The sequence below is a fragment of the Streptomyces sp. NPDC006259 genome (assembly GCF_042870975.1).
GTDB lineage: Bacteria > Actinomycetota > Actinomycetes > Streptomycetales > Streptomycetaceae > Streptomyces.
Map to the genome: position 1 here is coordinate 206,818 of NZ_JBIAHY010000003.1, position 19,635 is coordinate 226,452.

Here is a 19,635-nt window from a genome sequence, read left to right on the forward strand (position 1 = left end):
GAGGGTCCACGGCGGCCGTGACCGGGGCGCGCACGCGCGCGCCCCGGAGCGGTCGCCACCGTCCCACCCCCGGTCCCGCACGACCGTGCACCACCTCCCTGAAACCCACGCATGCGCTGCCGTGTAACCGACCGGAGGAGAGCCGACGTGTCCGCCCAACCACCTTCCGCGACAGCCCCGCCGCCCCGTGCGTCCACGCACCCCGTGGACGAGAGACTCCCCGCCCTGAAGATGGCGACCAGCGGCCTCCAGCACGTTGCCGCCATGTACGCCGGAGTCGTCGCCCCGCCGCTCATCGTCGGCGCGGCCATCGGCCTCACCGGCACCGAACTCACCTTCCTCACCGGCGCCTGCCTGTTCACCGCGGGCCTCGCCACCTTCCTCCAGACGCTGGGCATCGGGAAGATCGGCGCCCGTCTGCCCTTCGTGAACGGCGTCACCTTCGCCGGCGTCGCACCCATGACGGCGATCGTCGCCTCCACCGAGGACAAGTCCGACGCGCTGCCGGTCATCTTCGGCGCGGTGATCGTGGCGGGAGTGCTGGGCTTCCTGGCGGCCCCCGTCTTCTGCAAGGCGGTCCGCTTCTTCCCGCCGGTCGTCACCGGCACCGTCATCACCCTCATCGGCGTCTCCCTGCTGCCGGTCGCCTTCGGCTGGGCGCAGGGCCCGGACCCGGCGGGCGACGACTACGGCTCGGCCACGAACCTCACCCTGGCCGGCCTGACCCTGCTGCTGGTCCTGCTCCTGCGCCGCTTCACGCGGGGATTCGTCAAGCAGATCGCCGTGCTGCTCGGCCTGGTCGCCGGGACGCTGGTCGCGATCCCGTTCGGTGTCACGGACTTCGGCCCGGTCGCCGCCGCGGACGTGATCGGCTTCCCCACCCCCTTCCACTTCGGCGCCCCGCGGTTCCAGCTCGCGGCGATCCTGTCGATGTGCGTGGTGATGGTGGTGTCGATGACCGAATCGACCGCCGACATGCTGGCGCTCGGCGAGATCGTCGACCGGCCGGCGGACGAGAGGACGATCGCGGCGGGCCTGCGCGCCGACACCCTCGGCTCCGCGCTCAGTCCCCTCTTCAACGGCTTCATGTGCAGTGCCTTCGCCCAGAACATCGGCCTGGTCGCGATGACCCGGATCCGCAGCCGGTACGTCGTCGCCACCGGCGGCGCCTTCCTGGTCCTCATGGGCCTGTGTCCGACGGCCGCCTCCCTCATCGCCGTCGTGCCGCGCCCGGTCCTCGGCGGGGCGGGCGTGGTCCTGTTCGGCTCCGTGGCGGCAAGCGGTATCCAGACCCTGGTCCGGGCCGGCCTGGACAAGGACAACAACGTACTGATCGTCGCCGTCTCCCTCGCCGTGGGGATCATCCCGATCACCGCGCCGGGTTTCTACCACGCCTTCCCGGAGACGGCGCGGATCGTCCTGGACTCGGGCATCTCCACGGGCTGCGTGGCGGCCGTCCTCCTCAACCTCGTCTTCAACCATCTCGGCAGGGCCGTCGACGCCCAGGACGTGACGCACCCGATGGAGGCGGGCGAGGAGATCACCGGGGCGAGCCGGGCCCCGGCCGCGCCATGAGGTGAGCGAAGAGTTCGGCCTGCTCGACGGCGTCGTCCAGCGCGTGATGAGTGTGACGGCGCCTCGGCAGCAGTTTCGTCGGCATGGGCCGTTTGGCCACCGTCCGCAAGGGCACCCCGGCCTTCGTGGCGTACAGCGTCTTCATGTCCAGGCACCCCGAGTGGCCGAGAGGGCTCTCGCCGGTGAAGCGGATCAGGTGCCAGTAGAGGAACGTCCAGTCGTACGACGCCGGTAGCCGCACATCACCGGCTGCGCGCCCTCGCTCACCTCGCGCACCCAGTGGGTCAACCGGCCGAGGGCCAGGGCGGGATCGAGTCCCTCGGTGCGCAGGCGCTCGCGGCCGAGGCCGCTCAGGGCGAGCGCGGGGACGAAGTCGTCGCTGATGGGAAGCGGTTCGCGGGAGAAGGTCCGCGCCTCGGGGTCGGCCGCGGTGAACCCCTCGGCGTCCTGCACCCCGGCGGTCGCGGCGCCCAGGCCCAGCATCGAGTACGGGCCGGGGATCGGGCCGTCGGCCCCGATGCCCACGGAGATGCAGAGGCTGGGTCCGCTGCGTCGAACGGCCAGGGGACGGGAGCGTCGCAGGCCGGGTGCGGTCGGCGCATCCGCATTCCGGCCGAGGCGGCCCGCGCATCCGTTCCCGGGTCCGCCATCCGGACCGAACCCGGACCGGCGGCAGCCTCCCCGCCCACCTCCCCCCCAGCGCCCTCCCGCCCCTCCCGTCTCCGCCCTGCCTCGGCAAGCTTCAGCGCGATGCGGGCGCCTCGCACGGCGTCGCCCTCGGGAGCCGTCCCGTGAAGTACGCCCTGGGCGGCACGCCCATCAGGGTGCGGAAGTCGGCGGTCATGTGTGACTGGTCGTAGTAACCGGTTGCGGCGGCGAGTTCGGCCCACGGGGCGTCGGCCGCGTGGGTCAGGACGTGCCGTACGCGGTCGATGCGGGCGAAGTGCTTGGGGGAGAGACCCACTCCTTCCGTGAACAGGTTGCGCAACTGGCGTTCGCTGACCGAGAGTTCGCGAGCGACGTCCTGCACGGCAGCGGGTGCGCGGTCGCGGTGGGTCGACAGGGCTGCCATGGCGGATCGCAGCAAACGGGTGCGGGTGGTGTCGGCCGGAGGCGGGAGCAGCTCCGTGAGGCGGGCCGTGAACTCCTCCTCGTCCAGCGCCGCCAGCTCACGTGCCAGACGACGAGCCGTACCCGAGGGCAGCTCGCGCAACGGCACCGCCCGCCCTACCAGTTCGACCGCGGCGACGCCCAGCAGCGGGCGCGCCGCTCCCGGTCCCAGCCGCAGACGCGTGCAGGACGTCACCCGCCGGTCGGCATCCGTGTGGTACGTGGCACGGGTGCGCGGCCCGACGACCAGGGTGTCGCGCCGCCCGTCGGCCTCGACGCGCACCACCACCCGGGTCGCCGTGTCCGGGGCATGGGTGAAGGAGCCGGGCAGCGGGCCGGTGACACGCGTCGACTCGATGTCGGAGATCCACGGGCGCGCCCGGTCGGGGACGGTCAGCGCCTGCTCGGCGAGGGCGTTGGTCACCCCTCCACGGTAGGCGCACCGGCAGCCCCGCAGGGCTGCCGGACCGTGCCGGAAATTCCTAGCAACCGGGCGCCGCCGCCCGCCAACGTGAGAGCCATGATCCTTGTGACCGGTGCCACGGGCACCATCGGCAGTGAACTCGTACGGCGGCTGGCGGCGCGCGGGGAGAAGGTGCGCGCCCTCGTCCGCGAGCCGGCGAAGGCCAGGGCCATGGCGCTGCCCGCGGGCGTGGAGGTGGCGCGGGGTGACTACGGCGAAACCGCCTCCCTGGAGGCGGCGATGACCGGCGTGACCGCCGTGTTCCTGGTGGGAGTTCCCGGTCCCGGTCCCGGTCCCGGCATCCGGTCCGACGAGGACCTGGTCGCGGCGGCCGTGGCGGCCGGTGTGGGACGGCTGGTGAAGCTCTCCGCGATCGCGACCGGCGATCCTGCTGTCGGCCCCTCCGGTACCTGGCACCTCCCGGGGGAGCGGGCCGTGCGTGCCAGCGGCGCTGAGTGGGCCGTCCTGAGGCCCTCGGCCTTCGCCTCCAACACGCTGAGTTGGGCGGAGGCCGTCCGGTCGGGCCTGCCGGTGCCGAACATGACCGGCGACGGCGCGCAGGGGGTGATCGACCCGCGTGACGTGGCCGAGGTGGCGGCACGGATCCTGCTGGACGGGGGACTCGCCGGGCGGACGTACACCCTCACCGGGCCGGAGACGATCAGTGCACCCGGACAGGCCGCCGTGCTCGCGGACGTTCTCGGCCGCCCGGTCACGACCCGCGACCTCACGCCCGACGGGACACGCGAACTGCTGCTGGCCTGGGGTCTGGAGGAGGCGCAGGCTGACGGGATGCTGGCCGGTACCGCCTTCGTGCGTGCGGGCGGCAATGCCGTCGTCACCGAGGACGTGCCCGAGTTGCTGGGGCGCGCGGCAGGAACGTACCGGGAGTGGGCCGTGGCGCATCGAAGGGCGTTCGAGGTCGAGTGACGGGACGGTCGGCCCGTCGGCGTACGAAGGCGTACGTAGCCCGGTGCCCGACCACGCATGGTCGGGCACCGGGCGTCACGCTGCCGGGTCAGCCGGGCCGGCTGAGGCCGGACGGATCAGCTCGCGTCCCGCACCCGTGGCGTCCGTAGCACCGCCGCCGCCAGGGCCAGGGCCGCCGCGGCGATCAGCGTCGCCGAGTCCCGCGCGGCCTACGACTCCGAGCACGACCGGGAGTCGGTCGACGCGTAGGCCCGCCGGGGGATGCTCCGGTCAGAGTCCGAACAGGCTCGGATCGGTCGCCAGTTCCTTGAAGTGGTCCTGCGGGTCGGCGACCATCCGGCGTGTCTTCAGGTTCAGCAGGCCGCCGACCGCGGACAGTTCGGCCGCTACCGTGCCATCCGTCTTGCGGATGACCTGCTCGATGCGGAACGTCTTGCCGCCGCCCCACTCGAAGACGCACGTCACGTCGACCTCGTCGCCCGCGAGCAGCTCGCGCTTGTAACGGATGGTCGTCTCCAGGGCGACCGGTCCGATGCCCCGACCGATCAGCCCGGCCTGGGTGATGCCCGCGGCCTGGAGCAGCGACCAGCGCGCGTGTTCCGCGTAGTTGATGTACACGCTCTGGTTGAGATGGCCCTGCACGTCGGTCTCGTATCCGCGCACGGTCACCCGCACGGAAAACGGCTCGCTCACGGTTTCCCCTTCTCGTCGACGAGCACGGTCGATGCCCTGTCCACCGATCCTGGCATGCCCCTCACACCCGCCGGGGGGAAGCCAGCAGATAGCGCGTCCTGCTCCGGGGGTCGGTGTGCTCGCTCGCCTGCCAGCCCGCCTTCTCCAGCGTCGCCGAGCAGGCCCGCAGTGTCCCCTCGTCCGGTCCGCGCACGGCGACGGCGTCCGGCTGCGGGCTGGCCCGCACCCGGTATCCGTCGGCGGCCGGTCCCTCGGCGCCGGGTCCGGCGGGCCGGTGTCCGGCCGCCTCCAGGGCGAGCGCGGCGGCCTGCACCAGATGCGTACGCTCCCACCCGCACGGCCGGTCCACCGCCCCGTCCCGATTGGTCATCCGGCGCAGCTCCAGCAGCCCCTGCCAGGCGCTGTGCACCTCCCGCACCCGCGCGGGCCCGCCGGGCGGCGGCTCCTCCTCGCCACCGACCCGCGCGGTGAACACGCCGGTCTCCGCGCGCGGGGCGTCGGGCACGGCGGCGGTCCCGGACTCCGGCTCGGCCTCCCGTATCCGGTGCCCGGCCGGAGTGAGGAAGTGGTCGTGCGGCGCACGCGGGTGCCGGAAGGCGAGCCCGCGCCTGACCAGGGCGGCGAGCTGGGTCTCCGTCCCCCGCAGGCGCCCGGTGACGGGATCGGCGGCGTCGATGACACGCCGCTGGGCGGCGGTCGGCGGTCGTGTCACGGCCTGCTCCCTCCGGGACGGCGGTACGGCTGTCCCACCGCTACGAAGGCTACGGCCAGGGACTGACAGCCGCCCCGCCCGCCGGTGCCCCGCTCCTCGGGCTCCCGCCCCTCAGGCTCCCGGCTTGATGTTCCAGCCCGCGATCACATGCCGACCGTGCTCCGTGCCGAGCCGGCCCAGCGTCCCGGTCGCCAGCTGGAACAGGGCCCCGGCCGACGGCGGCAGGCCGAGCCGGCGGGCCGTGAGCACCCGCAGGAAGTGCCCGTGCGCCACCAGCACCACGCACCCCTCCGTGTCGGCGAGCGCCGCGTCCACCTTCGCCAGCACGCGGTCGGCCCGCTCCCCGACCTGCTCCGGTGTCTCCCCGGGGTGCTCGGGCGGGCCCGGCGCCACACCGTCCGTGAACAGGAACCAGCCCGGACGCTCCCGCTGGATATCGACGGTCGTGATGCCCTCGTACGCGCCGTAGTCCCACTCCTGGAGGTCCGCGTCGAGCCGCACCTCGTGCAGCCCGATCAGCTCCGCCGTCTCCCGCGCCCGCTGGAGCGGACTCGAGAACGCGGCGCCGATCCGGTGCGACCGGATGAGCGGCACCAGCCGCCGTGCCTCCTCCCGGCCGTGCTCGGTGAGCGGGACGTCCGTCAGTCCGGTGTGCCGGCCGGAGCGCGACCACGCGGTCTCGCCGTGCCGGACCAGGAAGAGATCACCCATGCCGCAAGACTCGCACAGGCGTACTCCGGCGCCCCGCAGCACGGGGCGCCGGTCTGTCGTACGTCAGTGGTCGGCGGCGTACGAGACGAACGCTGCCCACTCCGACGGGGCGAAGGCGAGGTGGGGGCTGCGGTGGTTCTTGGAGTCCCGTATGCGGACGGTGTCGGGGGTGAGGGCCACCTCGACGCACTCCGGGCCGTCGTTGCTGCTGTAGCTGCTCTTGAACCAGTGCAACGGCGATGCTGGCGGCGTGGGCCTCATGTTTCCTCTCCCAGGACTTTCTCGATGAAGGTCAGTGACTCACGTGGCGTGAGCGCCTGCGCCCGGATCATTCCATAGCGCATTTCCAGGACTTGTACGTCTCGGGTTCCGCTGATCAGGTAGCTGTGCAACTGGGCTTCCGAGTGCCCCACCGTCTTGCCGTCCATGAGTTTCAGCAGCTGCAACGAGCCGCCCATGCCTGCGTGGTCCTCGCGATCCGTGGGCATCACCTGGATCTCGACGTGCCTCAGCGTGCCGATCTCCAACAGGTGTTCCAGCTGTCGGCGCAGCACCATTCTGCTCCCGAGGGCCCTCCGCAGAGTCACCTCTTCCTGGACGAAACTCAGGAGCGGTGTCGGCACGCGCTCGAAGACCGACTTCCGTGCCATCCGTGCGGCGACGTACCGGTTGATCTCTTCCTCGGTGTACGTCGGTCGCCGCATCGCGTACAACGCCTCCGCGTACGCCGGGGTCTGCAACAGGCCGTGAATGTGATGGTTGGCGTAGGCGCAGATCTCCACAGCCTCCGCCTCCAACTTCTTGAGGTCCCGCACCTTCTTCGGGTACCGGGCCTCCTCCACGTCCTTGCGCAGTCCGGCGATCAGCCCGCCCACTCCCAGGACCTCGTCCGCCGCCTCCAGGAACTGTGGCTTCGGGGCCCGCCGTCCCCGCTCCACGGAGGACACCTGCTCCTCGCTGTACCGGATCGCCGCGCCCAGCTCGGCCTGGGTCATCCCACCGCGTTCCCGGCACATCTTGATGACCTTGCCGACGGTCCGCAGGACCGCCGCCGACTCCTCGTCGTCGCTCTGCGGCTCCTCACCGTCGTCGGCCTGCCGCTGTCCCTGTTCCGTCGCGCCCACCGTCGGACACCTCCTCGTACCGTCCGTCCCCAACTCCGCACCGGGGCGGCACGTAACGCGGCGGCGCCCGGACATCCCCGGATGGCGACCGGACAGTGACGAGGCGTACCGCCCACGGTGCTGCTCAGACTGGATTCATTCGGCCACGCTGAGTGACATGAACTACGAGATCGCCCACCCGACCACGACGGGCGCCGAACCCGCCGCCCCCACCCGCCACTTCAGCATCCGTCTCTCGGCCACCCCGAGAGGCGCCCGCCTCGCCCGTCATCTGGCGGCCGAGCAACTCGACACGTGGGGCTGGCCGTACGCGACCGACGCCAACGGCACGGCCGCGCTGCTCGTCGCCGAACTCGCGGCGAACGCGGTACGGCACGGCCGGCAGCGGGGGCGCGACTTCCGGCTCCGTCTGACGCTGTACCCGGCGGACGCCGCGCACCGTCCGGACACGCACCGCTTGGACACGCTCCGCATCGAGGTGACGGACGCCCGCCCCGGCGACCGCCCACCGGCCGCGGGAACCCTCCGGGCGCCCGCGCCCGACGCGGAGTCCGGCCGGGGCCTCCTCCTCGTCGAGGCGCTGGCCGGCCACTGGGGGACGACGGGCGGCGACCCGTACACCAAGACGGTGTGGTGCGAGGTCGCGCTCGGCCGATGACCCCGACGGAGAGGTTGTTTCCTACTGTCGGTAACCGCTGAGGAAACGCCCGATCCGGCCGATCGCCGCCTCCAGGTCCTCCGCGTGCGGGAGGGTGAGGATGCGGAAGTGGTCCGGGGTCGGCCAGTTGAAACCGGTTCCCTGGACGACCTGGATCTTCTCGCGCAGCAGCAGGTCCAGGACGAACTTCTCGTCGTCGTGGATGGCGTGCACCTTGGGGTCGATGCGCGGGAACGCGTACAGCGCGCCCTTGGGCTTCACGCAGGAGACGCCGGGGATCTCGTTGAGCTTCTCCCAGGCGATGTCGCGCTGGTCGCGGAGCCTGCCGCCCGGTGCGGTCAGTTCGCGGATGGACTGGCGGCCGCCGAGCGCGGCCTGGATGGCGTACTGGGCGGGCGCGTTGGCGCACAGGCGCATGGAGGCCAGCATGGTGAGGCCCTCCAGGTAGTCACGCGCGTGCTGCCTGGGTCCGGTCACCACGAGCCAGCCCGAGCGGAAACCGGCCACCCGGTACGTCTTGGAGAGGCCGCAGAAGGTGAGGACGACCAGGTCGGGGGCGAGCGCCGCGGCCGAGTGGTGCACGGCGTCGTCGTAGAGGATCTGGTCGTAGATCTCGTCGGCGAAGACCATCAGGCCGTGTCGGCGGGCCAGGTCGAGGATGCCTTCGATGATCTCCTGGGGGTAGACCGCGCCGGTGGGGTTGTTGGGGTTGATGATGACGACGGCCTTGGTGCGGTCGGTGATCTTGGACGCCATGTCGTCCAGGTCCGGGTACCAGTCGGCCTGCTCGTCGCAGAGGTAGTGGACCGCCTTGCCGCCCGCGAGCGTGGTGACGGCCGTCCACAGCGGGAAGTCGGGGGCCGGGATGAGGATCTCGTCGCCGTCCTCGACCAGTGCCTGTACGGCCATGGAGACCAGCTCCGAGACGCCGTTGCCGAGCCACACGTCGTCGACGTCGACCTCCAGGCCCCGCTCCTGGTACCGCTGGGCGACCGCCCGGCGGGCCGAGAGGACGCCGCGCGAGTCCGTGTAGCCGTGGGCCTGCGGGAGCATCCGGATCATATCCTGGAGGATCTCCTCCGGCGCCTCGAAACCGAAGACCGCCGGATTGCCGGTGTTGAGGCGCAGCACGCTGTGCCCCGCCGCCTCCAGCGCGTTGGCGTGCTCGATCACCGGGCCCCGGATCTCGTAACAGACCTCGCTGAGCTTGTTGGACTGCCGGAACTCCATGCGCCCCTCCGGTATCTGGTGTTACTTGGTTTTACCAAGTTCGAGCTTGGAAAGTCCAACGACATGTCTAGACTGCGTCGCATGCCACCTCGCCGAAGCTACGACCAGTACTGTTCCGCCGCCCGCGCCCTCGACTCCGTCGGCGACCGCTGGACCCTGCTGATCGTCCGGGAGCTGCTCGCCGGCCCGCGCCGCTACACGGACCTGCACGCCGACCTGCCGGGCGTGAGCACGGACGTACTGGCCTCCCGGCTCAAGGACATGGAACGCGACGGCCTGGCCACCCGGCGCCGGCTGCCGCCGCCCGGAGCGGCCTACGTGTACGAACTCACCCGGCGCGGCCGTGAGTTGCTGCCGGTGCTCCAGGCGCTCGGCGCGTGGGGGCAGGCGGAACTGGGGGAGCGCGGGCCCACCGACGCCATCCGCGCGCACTGGTTCGCCCTGCCCCTGCTGCGCGCCCTGACAGGCGAGGGACTCGTGGAGGTCCGGCTGGAGGAAGGCCGCTTCCACCTCTTCGCCGGTGCGGAGGAAGGGCCCGTCTACGGCCATGGGCCGGCCCCCGGCGAACCCGACGCCCTGCTCGTCATGGACACCGGAACCTGTACGGCGGTGGCCCGGGGTGAGCTGAGTCTGGCCGAAGCCGTGCGCGCCGGGCGCGTCGGGGTGAGCGGCGAGGGCGCCCTCGCCAAGGGACTGCGGGAGGCCTGAGGACCCGGAGGGCCCGCACGGGGCGGGCCCTCCGAGTGGGCGTCAGGCGCCGGGCGGCACCTGCCCGGGCCGCCGCGGGCCGCGGGTCAGGGCGTACCCGCCGATCCCGGCGAGCGCGGCCAGCACCCCGCCGATCCCGGTCCACACCCAGCGGTCCGTCCACCAGCCGGACGACCAGCCGTCGTCCGGCTCGATGCTCGACAGCACGGCGGAGGCCGACGAGTCGTCCTCCTCCTCCGCCGACGACTTCACGGCGATGCCCGGCACCAGGGGCTCGGCCAGCGAGCCGTCCACCGCCGCCGCGCCGCCGATGTCCTTGGAGTCGACCCGCAGTTCGGCGCCGACCGGCAGACCGAGGTCGGCCGTCTTCAGGCCGACGACCGTCAGACGGACGTAGTACGTGCCGGGCAGCGGGTCGTTCGCCCACGGCTCCGACCAGGCGCGCACCGTGCGCAGGACGCAGGCCAGCTCCACCGAGGCGGTGCCGGGGGCGGCGGTCCGGGTCTGCGCGCCGTACTGGCACGACTGGCGGCGCCGCAGACCGTCGTACACGTCGACCTGCCAGGTCTGGCCGGCGTGCTCCGCGGGCAGCTTCACCTTCGCCCGGACGGTGGGCCGTTGGCCCGTGTCGGCCGGGAACGACCAGTACAGGTAGTCGCCCGCGGATCCGCTCGCGGTGGCCGTCCGCCCCTGGTCGACCTCCGTCGCCGTACGGAACGACGTGCCGGCCGTCGTGGGGGCGGAACCCTCCTCGGAGGGGCTCGCGGACGGGGTCGAGTCGGCGGCGGCCGGGGCGGCCGCGAGGCCGAGCGCCAGCAGGGTCGTGCTCAGTACACGGGTGATCCGCATCAGTTGGTCCTCCAGACCGCGACACGCCAGCGCGACAGCCAGCCCCACAGGACGCCCGCGAGGAAGCCGACCAGCACCAGGGCGCCGAGCAGCCACCAGCCGCGGCCGAGACCGAACGAGGCGACGTCGCTCGCCGGCGACGGCCCGTCGACCACGTCCACGGTCAGTTCCAGCGGCATGCCCGGCGTGGTCTTCACACCGGCGGCCGCCGAGTACGAGTTCGTCACCTGCACGCACACCGTCTCGGCGGGCGCGTCGTCGTCGCTCTCCGCCTTGGGGTAGCGCAGACCGGTCGAGACGACGTCGGTACGGCCGTTGCCCGCCGCCTCGCCGCGCACGATCTCCCGGCCGTGCACCGTGACGGCCCGCAGCAGCACCCCGTAGTCGGGGTTCATCGCCCGGTCCGCCGACACGCTCACCGAGGCCCGCAGCTCCTTGCCCGGGTCCAGGTCCACGCGGTACCAGCGCTGCCGGCCGAACTCCTCGCGGTCGGTGTACAGGCCCGACTTCAGGGTGGGCGCCTTCGCGCAGGACTCCGCGCCCTGGACGGCGACCGGCGTCACCACGGGGTCGGCCGCGCGGTCCACCAACTGGTTCACTTTGTCGGTGAGTTCGTCGGTGTGCTCCACCGAGGTGTAGGTGCCGCCGGTGGCCTCGGCGATGCAGCTGAGCTGCTGGCGCATCTTCACGTTCGGCACCAGGCCGAGGGTGTCGATGGTCAGGCCGATGCCCTTGGCCGCTATCTCACGGGCCACCTCGCACGGGTCGAGCGGGGCGCAGGTGTCCTCGCCGTCGCTGATCAGCACGATCCGCTTGGAGCCGGTGCCCCCGTCGAGGTCCCCGGCCGCCTTCAGCAGCGCCGGGCCGATCGGAGTCCATCCGGTGGGCGTCAGGGTCGCCACCGCGGCCTTGGCCTCGGTGCGGTCCAGCGGACCCACCGGGTAGAGCTGCGCGGTGTCCTTGCAGCCGGTCTTCTGGTCGTCGCCGGGGTAGTTGGCCCCGAGGGTGCGGATGCCGAGCCGGACCTCCTCGGGGGTCGCGTCCAGCACCTCGTTGAACGCCTGCTTGGCCGCGGCCATCCGCGACCTGCCGTCGATGTCCTTCGCCCGCATGGAACCGCTGACGTCGAGGACCAGGTCGACCTTGGGCGCATGGGCTGTGGTCTCGTCGGCGGCCGCCCCGGCCGGGAACGCGAGCCCGGCCGCGAGCGCGGCGAGCAGGGCGCAGACGCCCGCCGCCAGCCGTTGTGTTCTGATCATCGGCGGATCCTATTGATCAGAGGTGTCCCGCTTCAAAACGTGATCAGAAACCCACGTCCACCAAAGGATTGGGCAGCCGCGCCCACCGGTCGCCGGACACCCCCGGCGACAGCCGCATCAGCGTCAGCGCCTTCACCGGCACCGGCTCCTCGCGCAGCGCCCGCAGGTCCCCGGTGGTGCCCGTGTCCGGCACGTCCGCCACGGCCGCCGCCAGCGCCGTGCCCAGCGCCTGGCCGCTGCCCGCGGTGGCCGCGAGCGCGCCCGCCACCAGCGAGCCGAACAGTTTGCGGCGCAGCGCCGTCACGTCGTCCGTGAGGACGCGGGCCGGCAACTCCGGCGCGGCCACGCCGTGCCGGGCCAGACGCGCCGGGCTGACCCGGATGTCGGCGAGGTCGCGGTAGACCAGTCGCACCGGCGCCCCCGACGCCGCCAGCACGACCAGCAGGTTCTGCCCGTGCGCCTCCAGTGCCACGCCCTGTTCCAGCAGCCGCAGCCCCACGGTGAGCGCCAGCCGGGCGAAGTCCGCCAACCAGGCCGGTGAGGAGGGCAGACCGGTGGTCGTGAGGGCGGCCACCGGGACGACGCACTCGCCCGGCCCCGCGTACACGGCGGGCGGCTCCCGCAGCACGGCCGCCAGGTCCGGTGAGTCGGCCGTGACCGCGCCCAGGGAGCGGGTCGTGTGCAGCAGGCCGTCCGTGCGTTCCGCCAGGGTCTCGCCGAAGGCCGACAGGGCGGCGGACGAGGCGATCGAGCCCACCGAGATGTCCCGCACCGACGACGTCAGCCGGGCGCTCAACGCCGTCTTCACATGCGGTCCGCCGGGCACGGCGAGCGTGCGCAGCGACATCAGCGGATGCGCGGCGAGCCCCGCCACGCACGACCGCTTCAGCACATGAGCCGCCTGCCACGGATGCACCGGGATCATCAGCCGTCCGCCGTCCCGCAGGTCGGCGGGCCACTCGCCGGAGACCAGACACTCGCCCGCCGGCACCGGCAGCAGGCCCAGCCGCACCGGCGGCGGCCGGTGCTCGGGCCCGTACGCCAGCTGCTCGGCCACCGAGAAGCCGGGCCGGGAACGGCAGTTGGGGTGGTACGGGTGCCCGTCGACCACCCGCTGCTCCCACTCCCAGTCGTGCGCGGGCCACTCCTTGGGGTGATGCCCCGCCGGCTGCTCCTGTCCGGCCCGTGACAGGGCCAACGACGCGGTGCTGTGCGCCAGCTCGGCGGCGAGATGCTCGCCATGCGGAACGGCGAGGGCGGTCGTCAGCCGGGCGGCGTCTTCGTACGCCGTGCCGTCCAGGACGACGGCCGTCACCTGGGCGGCGGTCGCGTACGGGTCGGCGTGCGGACCGTGCAGGCGGCGGCCGTCCGCGAGGTGCAGCGTGAGGCCGTCCCGGGTCGGCGCCCGGCGTACGACCCACGGCAGTGGCTCGTGCGCGAGCGCCCGCCACAGGCGGGTCAGCACGGCCGCGCGGGCGCCGGGCAGCTCGGCCGCGAACCGCGCGCCGAGCGCGGGGCGCACGGCGGCGAGATCGGCGGCCAGCTCCGCCTCGGCGGTGGGAGGACGGTGCACGGGTGAACTCCTCGGGTACGGGTCCGGTGGGGGGTCGGGTACGAACCGGACGTCACGGGCGGGTCGTGACGACAGCGATACTGATCGTCTCCACCCGCAAGAACCGTAGGGAACCAGTGGAACGCGTGGACCTCATCCCCCCGCCCTCCGAGTCGGCGTCGCCCGCCGGCCCCGATCAGGCCACCGACGCCACCGGGCGTGGCGCCGACGGATCAGGGCGCGCTGCCGGCGTGTCCGGGCGCGGCGCCGGCGTCAGTGGATCAGACGCCGCCGCCGGACGAGGTGCCGAGACCGCCGCCGGGCGGGCTGCCGAGGCCGTCGCCGGGCGGGCCGACGCCCTGGCGGCCGCGCCGCTGCTGAACTGCCTTCTGCGGGAGCTGGCCGAACCGCGGTCCCGGTCCGGCGCACGGGAGGTGCACCGGCTGCCCTCCGGCCGCCTGCTGCGGGTGCGCGGCACCCGGCGGCCCGCCGAACCCGAGACCCAGGTGGAGGGTGCCTGGCACCGCCTCGACCACCGCGGCCTCGTCGACCTGGCCGCCACCGAACTGCGCCACCGCACCGGCCTCGCCAACACCGAACTGCCCGCCGAGATGCTCGACAGCCGGGACGCCGTCGCCGCGCTCCTGGCGGCACGCGCGCGTGCCACCCCGCCCGAGGACGCCTACCTGCGCTCCGAGCAGTCCCTCCTCACCGGCCACCCCCACCACCCCGCCCCCAAGACGCGCGGCGGCGGACCGCCCGGCGGCTGGCTGCCGTACGCGCCCGAGGCGCACGCCCGCTTCCCGCTGGTCCTGCTCGGACTGCGCGAGGACACGGTGGTGGAGGACGGCGACACCGCGGCGCTGGACGCCCTCGGCGAGGCGCCGCCCGGCTACCGGCTGCTGCCGGCCCACCCCTGGCAGCTCGACCTGGCCCGCACGGCGCTCGCCCCCGCCTTCGCCGACGGCCGTCTGATCCGGCTCGGCGGCACGCCGTTCGACGCCTGGCCCACCGCCGCCGTGCGCACCCTGTACGCGCCCGAGCGCGACCTGTTCCTGAAGTTCAGCCTCGACGTGCGCATCACCAACGACATCCGCCGCCTCTGGCGTCACGACCTGCTGCAACTCCGCCGGACCGACACGGCCGTCACCGAGGCCTTCGAGGCGGCGGACGGCCCCGCGGCCTGGCTGAGCGACCGCGGATACCGCACCGCCGGCTTCGCCTTCGAGGAACTCGCCGTCCTGGTCCGCGACGGGCTGGGCGCGCACCTGACGGCCGGCGCGACCCCGCTGCTCGCCGCGGGCCTCGTGGAGGGCTTCGAGGGCAGTCCGCTGGCCGCCACGGCCGACCCGGCGGGCTGGTGGGAGGCGTACCTGGCCGCCGTCGTCCCCCCGGTGCTGGCCGCCTTCGGCGATCACGGCGTCGTCCTGGAGGCACACCTGCAGAACACGCTCGTCGCCGTCGACGCCGCCGGACTGCCCGTACAGGCACTGTTCCGGGACGCCGAGGGCGTCAAGCTGCTGCCCGGGGTGGAGCGGGCCGCCGGCTGGCAGCGGCTCGTGTACTGCCTGGTCGTCAACCACCTCACCGAGGTCGCCGCGGCCCTGGCCGAACGGCACCCCGGCCTCGACCCCTGGCCCGCCGCCCGCCGCGAGCTGGCCCGCCACGACCTCCCTGAGGTACACGCCCTCCTCACGGCACCCACCCTGCCTGGCAAGACCAACCTCCTGCTGCGCTGGACGGGCGCGGACGGCGCCGACGCCCGCTACCTTCCGCTGCCCAACCCGCTGTCCGCCATCGGCCCGTAGCCCCGCGGGGAGCGGACGCCGGCGGGCGGGAGCGGTTCATGGCGACCGCCCTTTCGTCTTCTGGCGAGCGCTCTTTCGTCTTCTGGCGAGCAGGCGGCCTGGGGTCCGGGGTTCGTGGAAGATCCCCCCGGCTGTCACACGCGGTTACTATGCTGACTTCGTGCCCGGAGTCCGGAGGCGAGGGTCGCACCGCCATCGACGGACCGCTGAGAAGGAGGGAGACACCCGTGCCAGTCGGAACTCCCCAGACTCTCCCCACTCTCCCCGGGGCGATCGTGGGCCTTTCGCCGTGTCGCGGCGCCTCGGAGGTGGCCGTGGAAGGCGGGGCGGAAACGCGACGGGATCTGCGCCCATGTTGAGAGAGGTCACCGCGACCCGCTACGTCATGCCGCTGCGCTCGGGCGGCTCCGTGCCCGCCGTCGTCGAGGCCGACGACCTCGGCACCTACGTCGTCAAGTTCACCGGCTCCGCGCAGGGCCGCAAGGCGCTGGTCGCCGAGGTGATCGTGGGGGAGCTGGCGCGGTCCCTCGGGCTGCGCTTCCCCGAGCTGGTCCTGGTCGACTTCGACCCGGCGATCGCCGACGACGAGCCCCACCAGGAGGTGCGCGACCTGCACGCCGCCAGCCCGGGCGTCAACCTGGGCATGGACCACCTGCCGGGCGCGCGGGACTTCACCCCGGACGTCGCCGAGGTGTTCCCCGTGGACCCCCTGGAGGCCGGCCGGATCGTCTGGCTCGACGCCCTCACCGTCAACGTCGACCGGACCGTGCACAGCTCCAACCTCATGGTGTGGCCCACGCTCGGCACCGTGCCCCCGCGCCTGTGGCTGATCGACCACGGCGCCGCCCTCGTCTTCCACCACCGCTGGGACGGCTCCGACCCCGCGAAGAGGTACGACTTCCGCCATCACGCTCTGGGCCGCCACGCGCCCGACGTACGGGCCGCCGACGCCGAACTGGCCCCCAGGGTCACCGAGGCGCTGCTGCGCCGGATCGTCGACGAGGTCCCGGACGCCTGGCTCCTGGACGAGCCCGCCTTCGCGACCGCCGACCAGGCCAGGACGGCGTACGTGGAGTACCTCCACGCGCGCGTGCGGGCCTCCGCGGCCTGGCTGCCCACGGACTTCCCCACCCGCGACGAACTCGCCGCCGAGGAGGCCCGGCGGGCGGCGACGACCCGGCAAGGACGGCCGGAATGGCTCAAGCGGGTCCCCGACCTGCACGGCAAGCCGGCCGCGGAACAGGATTGGTCGGTGCATCTCGGATGACGGACGCACAGCCGGAGACGCGGCGGAACGGGCGTCGGGTCGAGATCGAGTACTGCACCCAGTGCCGATGGCTGCCCCGCGCCGCGTGGCTGGCGCAGGAACTGCTCACCACCTTCGAGGCGGAGCTGACCGAACTGGCCCTCAAGCCGGGCAGGGGCGGCGTCTTCGTGGTCCGGGTGGACGACGAGGTCGTCTGGGACCGCCGCGAACAGGGCTTTCCGGAGCCGACCGCGGTCAAGCGGCTCGTCCGCGACCTGGTGGCCCCGGGAAAGTCCCTGGGCCACTCGGACAAGCCGGAATGAGTCTTCGAGCGGGCCGGCCCCGCAAGACCGGCCCGCTCCAGGCCGGCCCGCTCCAGGCCGGCCCGCTCCAGGCCGGCCCGCTCCAGGCTGGCCTGCGCAAGACCGGCCCGCTCCAGGCCGGCCTGCGCAGGGCCGGCCCTCGGCGGGTCAGCCTTCGAGCTGCTGGTAGGCCGGCAGGGTGAGGAAGTCCGCGTAGTCCTCGTCGAGGGCGACGGTCAGCAGCAGGTCGTGGGCCTGCTGCCAGTGGCCGGCCGCGAAGGCCGCCTCGCCGATCTCCGTACGGACCGCGGCCAGTTCGGCGGCGGCGACCTCGCGGGCCAGCTCCGGCGTCACCCTCACCGTCGTACCGTCGCGTTCGACCTCGACGCCCGCGTTGATCCACTGCCAGATCTGCGAGCGCGAGATCTCGGCCGTGGCCGCGTCCTCCATCAGGTTGAAGATGGCGACCGCGCCCATCCCGCGCAGCCACGCCTCGATGTAACGGATGCCCACCTGCACGGCGTTGACGAGACCGGCGTACGTCGGGCGCGCCTCCAGCGAGTCGACGGCGATCAGGTCGGCCGCCTTGACGTCGACGTCCTCGCGCAGCCGGTCCTTCTGGTTCGGCCTGTCGCCGAGCACCCGGTCGAAGGACTCCATGGCGATCGGCACCAGGTCGGGGTGGGCGACCCAGGAGCCGTCGAAACCGTCGTCCGCCTCCCGGTCCTTGTCCGCGCGGACCTTCTCGAAGGCGACCTTGTTGACCTCCGCGTCGCGCCGCGAGGGGATGAAGGCCGCCATGCCGCCGATGGCGTGGGCGCCGCGCTTGTGGCAGGTGCGCACGAGGAGTTCGGTGTACGCCCGCATGAACGGGGCGGTCATCGTCACGGCGTTGCGGTCCGGCAGCACGAACCTGGCGCCGCCGTCGCGGAAGTTCTTCACGATGGAGAACAGGTAGTCCCAGCGGCCGGCGTTCAGCCCCGAGGCGTGGTCGCGGAGTTCGTACAGGATCTCCTCCATCTCGTACGCGGCGGTGATCGTCTCGATGAGGACGGTCGCGCGCACGGTGCCCCGCGGGATGCCGACATGATCCTGCGCGAACACGAACACGTCGTTCCACAGGCGGGCTTCCAGGTGCGACTCGGTCTTCGGGAGGTAGAAGTACGGTCCCTTGCCGAGGTCCAGGAGCCGCTGGGCGTTGTGGAAGAAGTACAGGCCGAAGTCGACGAGGGCGCCGGGCACCGCCCGGCCGTCGACCTGGAGGTGCCGCTCGTCCAGGTGCCAGCCGCGCGGGCGCATGACGACGGTCGCCAGTTCCTCGTCGGGGCGCAGGGCGTAGGACTTGCCCGACCGCGGATCGGTGAAGTCGATGTTCCGGCCGTACGCGTCGATCAGGTTGAGCTGGCCGGTGACGACGTTCTCCCAGGTGGGCGCGGAGGCGTCCTCGAAGTCCGCGAGCCAGACCTTCGCGCCCGAGTTGAGGGCGTTGATGGTCATCTTGCGGTCGGTGGGGCCGGTGATCTCCACTCGGCGGTCGTCCAGCGCGGCGGGTGCGGGGGCGACCCTCCAGGAGTCGTCCGCGCGGATCGCGGCGGTCTCGGGGAGGAAGTCGAGCGTGCAGGTGCGGGCGATCTCGGCGCGGCGCTCCGCACGGCGGGCGAGGAGTTCGTCACGGCGCGGCGTGAACCGGCGGTGCAGCTCGGCCACGAAGGCGAGGGCCGCGTCGGTGAGGACCTCCTGCTGCCGGGGCAGGGGCTCGGCGTCGACGACGGCCGCCGGGGACGGCGCTGGTGCGGACATGAGCGGTCACTTCCTTCAGCGAGCGTGGCACCGGGTGCCGGACGACCCGGGTCGGGCGGGGAGCGCTCGGGGAGCGACCGAACGCTTCTGAGCAGTGGATACTAGTTTCCTCATCGTGGAAGTTCAATGGTTTGTTGATATCGAGATTCTCCGGATCGAGGAAGCGTGGCTCTCCGTGCCACCCCGTTCACCCAAGGTGGACCGGGCTCCAGGTGGGCCAGATCGTCCACGGTGTCGATGTCGTACGGGCGGGCCACGTCCCCGCACTCCACCGGACGGATCTCCTCCGCACGCGCCTTCAGATAGTCGCGTGCCCCCCGGTCGCCGGTCGCGGTCGCCGCGACGCCGGCCCAGTGCGCGGCCCCGAGCAGGACGGGATGCCCGCGCCTCCCGTCGTAGGCGGCGGACGCCAGCGACGTGTCGTCCTCGTACGCGGCGAGCACCCGCGCCAGCGCCCGGTCCCCGATGCCCGGCTGGTCGACCAGCGACACCAGCGCGGCCCGCGCGCCCGTCCCGGCCAGCGAGTGCAGACCGGCCCGCAGCGAGCCGCCCATGCCCCGCTCCCACTCCGGGTTCACCACCAGTACGCAGCCGTCGAGCCGCGCCCGCTCCCGCACGGCGTCGGCGGCCGCCCCGAGGACCACGTGCACGCGCGTGCAGCCGGCCGCGCGCAACGCCTCCACCGCGTGTTCGACGAGCGGGCGCCCCCGGTGCGTCAACAGCGCCTTCGGTCGTCCGCCGAGGCGCCGCCCGCCGCCCGCGGCGAGGAGCAACCCGGCGACCTGGTCTTCCGTGTGCGTCATGGGTCCTGCATACCCGAAGGGGAGACGGCCGGGCGGTGTCGGAGGGCTGAATTTCGGCCCTCGGTGTGGCGGACCGGGCGCCGGGTGGCGTTTACTGGCCCG

21 protein-coding genes are annotated in these 19,635 nt (G+C 73.0%); 7 read left to right on the plus strand and 14 right to left on the minus strand.

All coding sequences use genetic code 11. The features are described from left to right. The first annotated feature begins 111 nt into the window (after positions 1 to 111). Complete coding sequence (locus ACFYO5_RS12360; protein ID WP_388707567.1) at positions 112 to 1,575, plus strand: nucleobase:cation symporter-2 family protein; 1,464 nt, start codon at positions 112 to 114, stop codon at positions 1,573 to 1,575. On the opposite strand, the gene ACFYO5_RS12365 is transcribed toward ACFYO5_RS12360, so the two are convergent. The 3 genes from ACFYO5_RS12365 to ACFYO5_RS12375 form a co-directional block, all read right to left on the minus strand. Beyond that, positions 1,541 to 1,816 carry a hypothetical protein gene (locus ACFYO5_RS12365; protein ID WP_388707570.1) on the minus strand — a complete coding sequence of 92 codons (276 nt, stop codon included), beginning with the start codon at positions 1,814 to 1,816 and terminating at the stop codon, positions 1,541 to 1,543. The two genes, ACFYO5_RS12360 and ACFYO5_RS12365, sit on opposite strands and share 35 nt — an antisense overlap. Beyond that, on the minus strand, positions 1,768 to 2,100 hold the full coding sequence (locus ACFYO5_RS12370; protein ID WP_388707573.1) for a hypothetical protein: 333 nt from the start codon (positions 2,098 to 2,100) through the stop codon (positions 1,768 to 1,770). Before ACFYO5_RS12370 ends, ACFYO5_RS12365 begins: the two co-directional genes overlap by 49 nt. A gap of 217 nt (positions 2,101 to 2,317) precedes the next feature. Then, positions 2,318 to 3,109: a helix-turn-helix domain-containing protein gene (locus ACFYO5_RS12375; protein WP_388707575.1), complete on the minus strand. Its 792-nt coding sequence runs from the start codon at positions 3,107 to 3,109 to the stop codon at positions 2,318 to 2,320. A 96-nt stretch (positions 3,110 to 3,205) separates the two neighbouring features. On the opposite strand from ACFYO5_RS12375, the gene ACFYO5_RS12380 reads away from it, so the two are divergent. Next, positions 3,206 to 4,078 carry an NAD(P)H-binding protein gene (locus tag ACFYO5_RS12380; protein ID WP_388707578.1) on the plus strand — a complete coding sequence of 291 codons (873 nt, stop codon included), beginning with the start codon at positions 3,206 to 3,208 and terminating at the stop codon, positions 4,076 to 4,078. Between the two features lie 270 nt (positions 4,079 to 4,348). Here the strand turns inward: ACFYO5_RS12380 and ACFYO5_RS12385 are convergent, their stop codons facing one another. The 5 genes from ACFYO5_RS12385 to ACFYO5_RS12405 all read right to left on the minus strand — a co-directional run bounded on the left by ACFYO5_RS12385 (position 4,349) and on the right by ACFYO5_RS12405 (position 7,318). Further along, positions 4,349 to 4,771, minus strand: coding sequence for an acyl-CoA thioesterase (locus ACFYO5_RS12385; RefSeq protein WP_388707581.1), 423 nt, complete (start codon positions 4,769 to 4,771; stop codon positions 4,349 to 4,351). Between the two features lie 61 nt (positions 4,772 to 4,832). Further along, positions 4,833 to 5,483 (minus strand): hypothetical protein, encoded by a 651-nt coding sequence (locus tag ACFYO5_RS12390; RefSeq protein WP_388707583.1) that lies wholly within the window; start codon positions 5,481 to 5,483, stop codon positions 4,833 to 4,835. 111 nt (positions 5,484 to 5,594) lie between these two features. Continuing rightward, positions 5,595 to 6,194, minus strand: coding sequence for a histidine phosphatase family protein (locus ACFYO5_RS12395; RefSeq protein ID WP_388707586.1), 600 nt, complete (start codon positions 6,192 to 6,194; stop codon positions 5,595 to 5,597). Between the two features lie 63 nt (positions 6,195 to 6,257). Continuing rightward, positions 6,258 to 6,455, minus strand: a complete 198-nt coding sequence (locus tag ACFYO5_RS12400) for a DUF397 domain-containing protein (RefSeq protein WP_388707589.1) — start codon at positions 6,453 to 6,455, stop codon at positions 6,258 to 6,260. Beyond that, complete coding sequence (locus tag ACFYO5_RS12405; protein ID WP_388707593.1) at positions 6,452 to 7,318, minus strand: helix-turn-helix transcriptional regulator; 867 nt, start codon at positions 7,316 to 7,318, stop codon at positions 6,452 to 6,454. The genes ACFYO5_RS12400 and ACFYO5_RS12405 overlap by 4 nt, the downstream gene beginning before the upstream one ends. Positions 7,319 to 7,475: 157 nt before the next feature. Between ACFYO5_RS12405 and ACFYO5_RS12410 the strand changes: the two genes are divergently transcribed. Beyond that, on the plus strand, positions 7,476 to 7,976 hold the full coding sequence (locus ACFYO5_RS12410) for an ATP-binding protein (RefSeq protein ID WP_388707595.1): 501 nt from the start codon (positions 7,476 to 7,478) through the stop codon (positions 7,974 to 7,976). 21 nt (positions 7,977 to 7,997) lie between these two features. Here ACFYO5_RS12410 and ACFYO5_RS12415 read toward each other — a convergent pair whose 3' ends face one another. Beyond that, on the minus strand, positions 7,998 to 9,206 hold the full coding sequence (locus ACFYO5_RS12415) for a pyridoxal phosphate-dependent aminotransferase (protein WP_388707598.1): 1,209 nt from the start codon (positions 9,204 to 9,206) through the stop codon (positions 7,998 to 8,000). Between the two features lie 81 nt (positions 9,207 to 9,287). On the opposite strand from ACFYO5_RS12415, the gene ACFYO5_RS12420 reads away from it, so the two are divergent. Next, positions 9,288 to 9,914, plus strand: coding sequence for a winged helix-turn-helix transcriptional regulator (locus ACFYO5_RS12420; RefSeq protein WP_388707601.1), 627 nt, complete (start codon positions 9,288 to 9,290; stop codon positions 9,912 to 9,914). A 42-nt stretch (positions 9,915 to 9,956) separates the two neighbouring features. On the opposite strand, the gene ACFYO5_RS12425 is transcribed toward ACFYO5_RS12420, so the two are convergent. Genes ACFYO5_RS12425 through ACFYO5_RS12435 form a run of 3 tightly spaced genes read right to left on the minus strand, consistent with a single transcriptional unit; the run spans position 9,957 to position 13,595 of the window. Beyond that, complete coding sequence (locus tag ACFYO5_RS12425) at positions 9,957 to 10,763, minus strand: hypothetical protein (protein WP_388707604.1); 807 nt, start codon at positions 10,761 to 10,763, stop codon at positions 9,957 to 9,959. After that, entirely contained in the window at positions 10,763 to 12,022 is a 1,260-nt protein-coding gene (locus ACFYO5_RS12430) for a VWA domain-containing protein (RefSeq protein WP_388707607.1), read from the minus strand. The genes ACFYO5_RS12425 and ACFYO5_RS12430 overlap by 1 nt, the downstream gene beginning before the upstream one ends. A 43-nt stretch (positions 12,023 to 12,065) precedes the next feature. After that, entirely contained in the window at positions 12,066 to 13,595 is a 1,530-nt protein-coding gene (locus ACFYO5_RS12435; protein ID WP_388707609.1) for an IucA/IucC family protein, read from the minus strand. Between the two features lie 338 nt (positions 13,596 to 13,933). Between ACFYO5_RS12435 and ACFYO5_RS12440 the strand changes: the two genes are divergently transcribed. From ACFYO5_RS12440 to ACFYO5_RS12450, 3 genes are all read left to right on the plus strand, one after another. Beyond that, entirely contained in the window at positions 13,934 to 15,382 is a 1,449-nt protein-coding gene (locus tag ACFYO5_RS12440) for an IucA/IucC family protein (RefSeq protein WP_388709195.1), read from the plus strand. A 352-nt stretch (positions 15,383 to 15,734) separates the two neighbouring features. Further along, positions 15,735 to 16,649 (plus strand): HipA family kinase, encoded by a 915-nt coding sequence (locus tag ACFYO5_RS12445; RefSeq protein WP_388707612.1) that lies wholly within the window; start codon positions 15,735 to 15,737, stop codon positions 16,647 to 16,649. After that, complete coding sequence (locus ACFYO5_RS12450) at positions 16,646 to 16,951, plus strand: SelT/SelW/SelH family protein (protein ID WP_388707614.1); 306 nt, start codon at positions 16,646 to 16,648, stop codon at positions 16,949 to 16,951. Before ACFYO5_RS12445 ends, ACFYO5_RS12450 begins: the two co-directional genes overlap by 4 nt. Positions 16,952 to 17,098: 147 nt before the next feature. Here ACFYO5_RS12450 and aceB read toward each other — a convergent pair whose 3' ends face one another. Both aceB and ACFYO5_RS12460 read right to left on the minus strand, forming a co-directional pair. After that, entirely contained in the window at positions 17,099 to 18,730 is a 1,632-nt protein-coding gene (gene aceB, locus ACFYO5_RS12455; protein WP_388707617.1) for a malate synthase A, read from the minus strand. A 110-nt stretch (positions 18,731 to 18,840) separates the two neighbouring features. Beyond that, positions 18,841 to 19,533 (minus strand): NTP transferase domain-containing protein, encoded by a 693-nt coding sequence (locus ACFYO5_RS12460; RefSeq protein ID WP_388707619.1) that lies wholly within the window; start codon positions 19,531 to 19,533, stop codon positions 18,841 to 18,843. Positions 19,534 to 19,635: the final 102 nt, after the last annotated feature.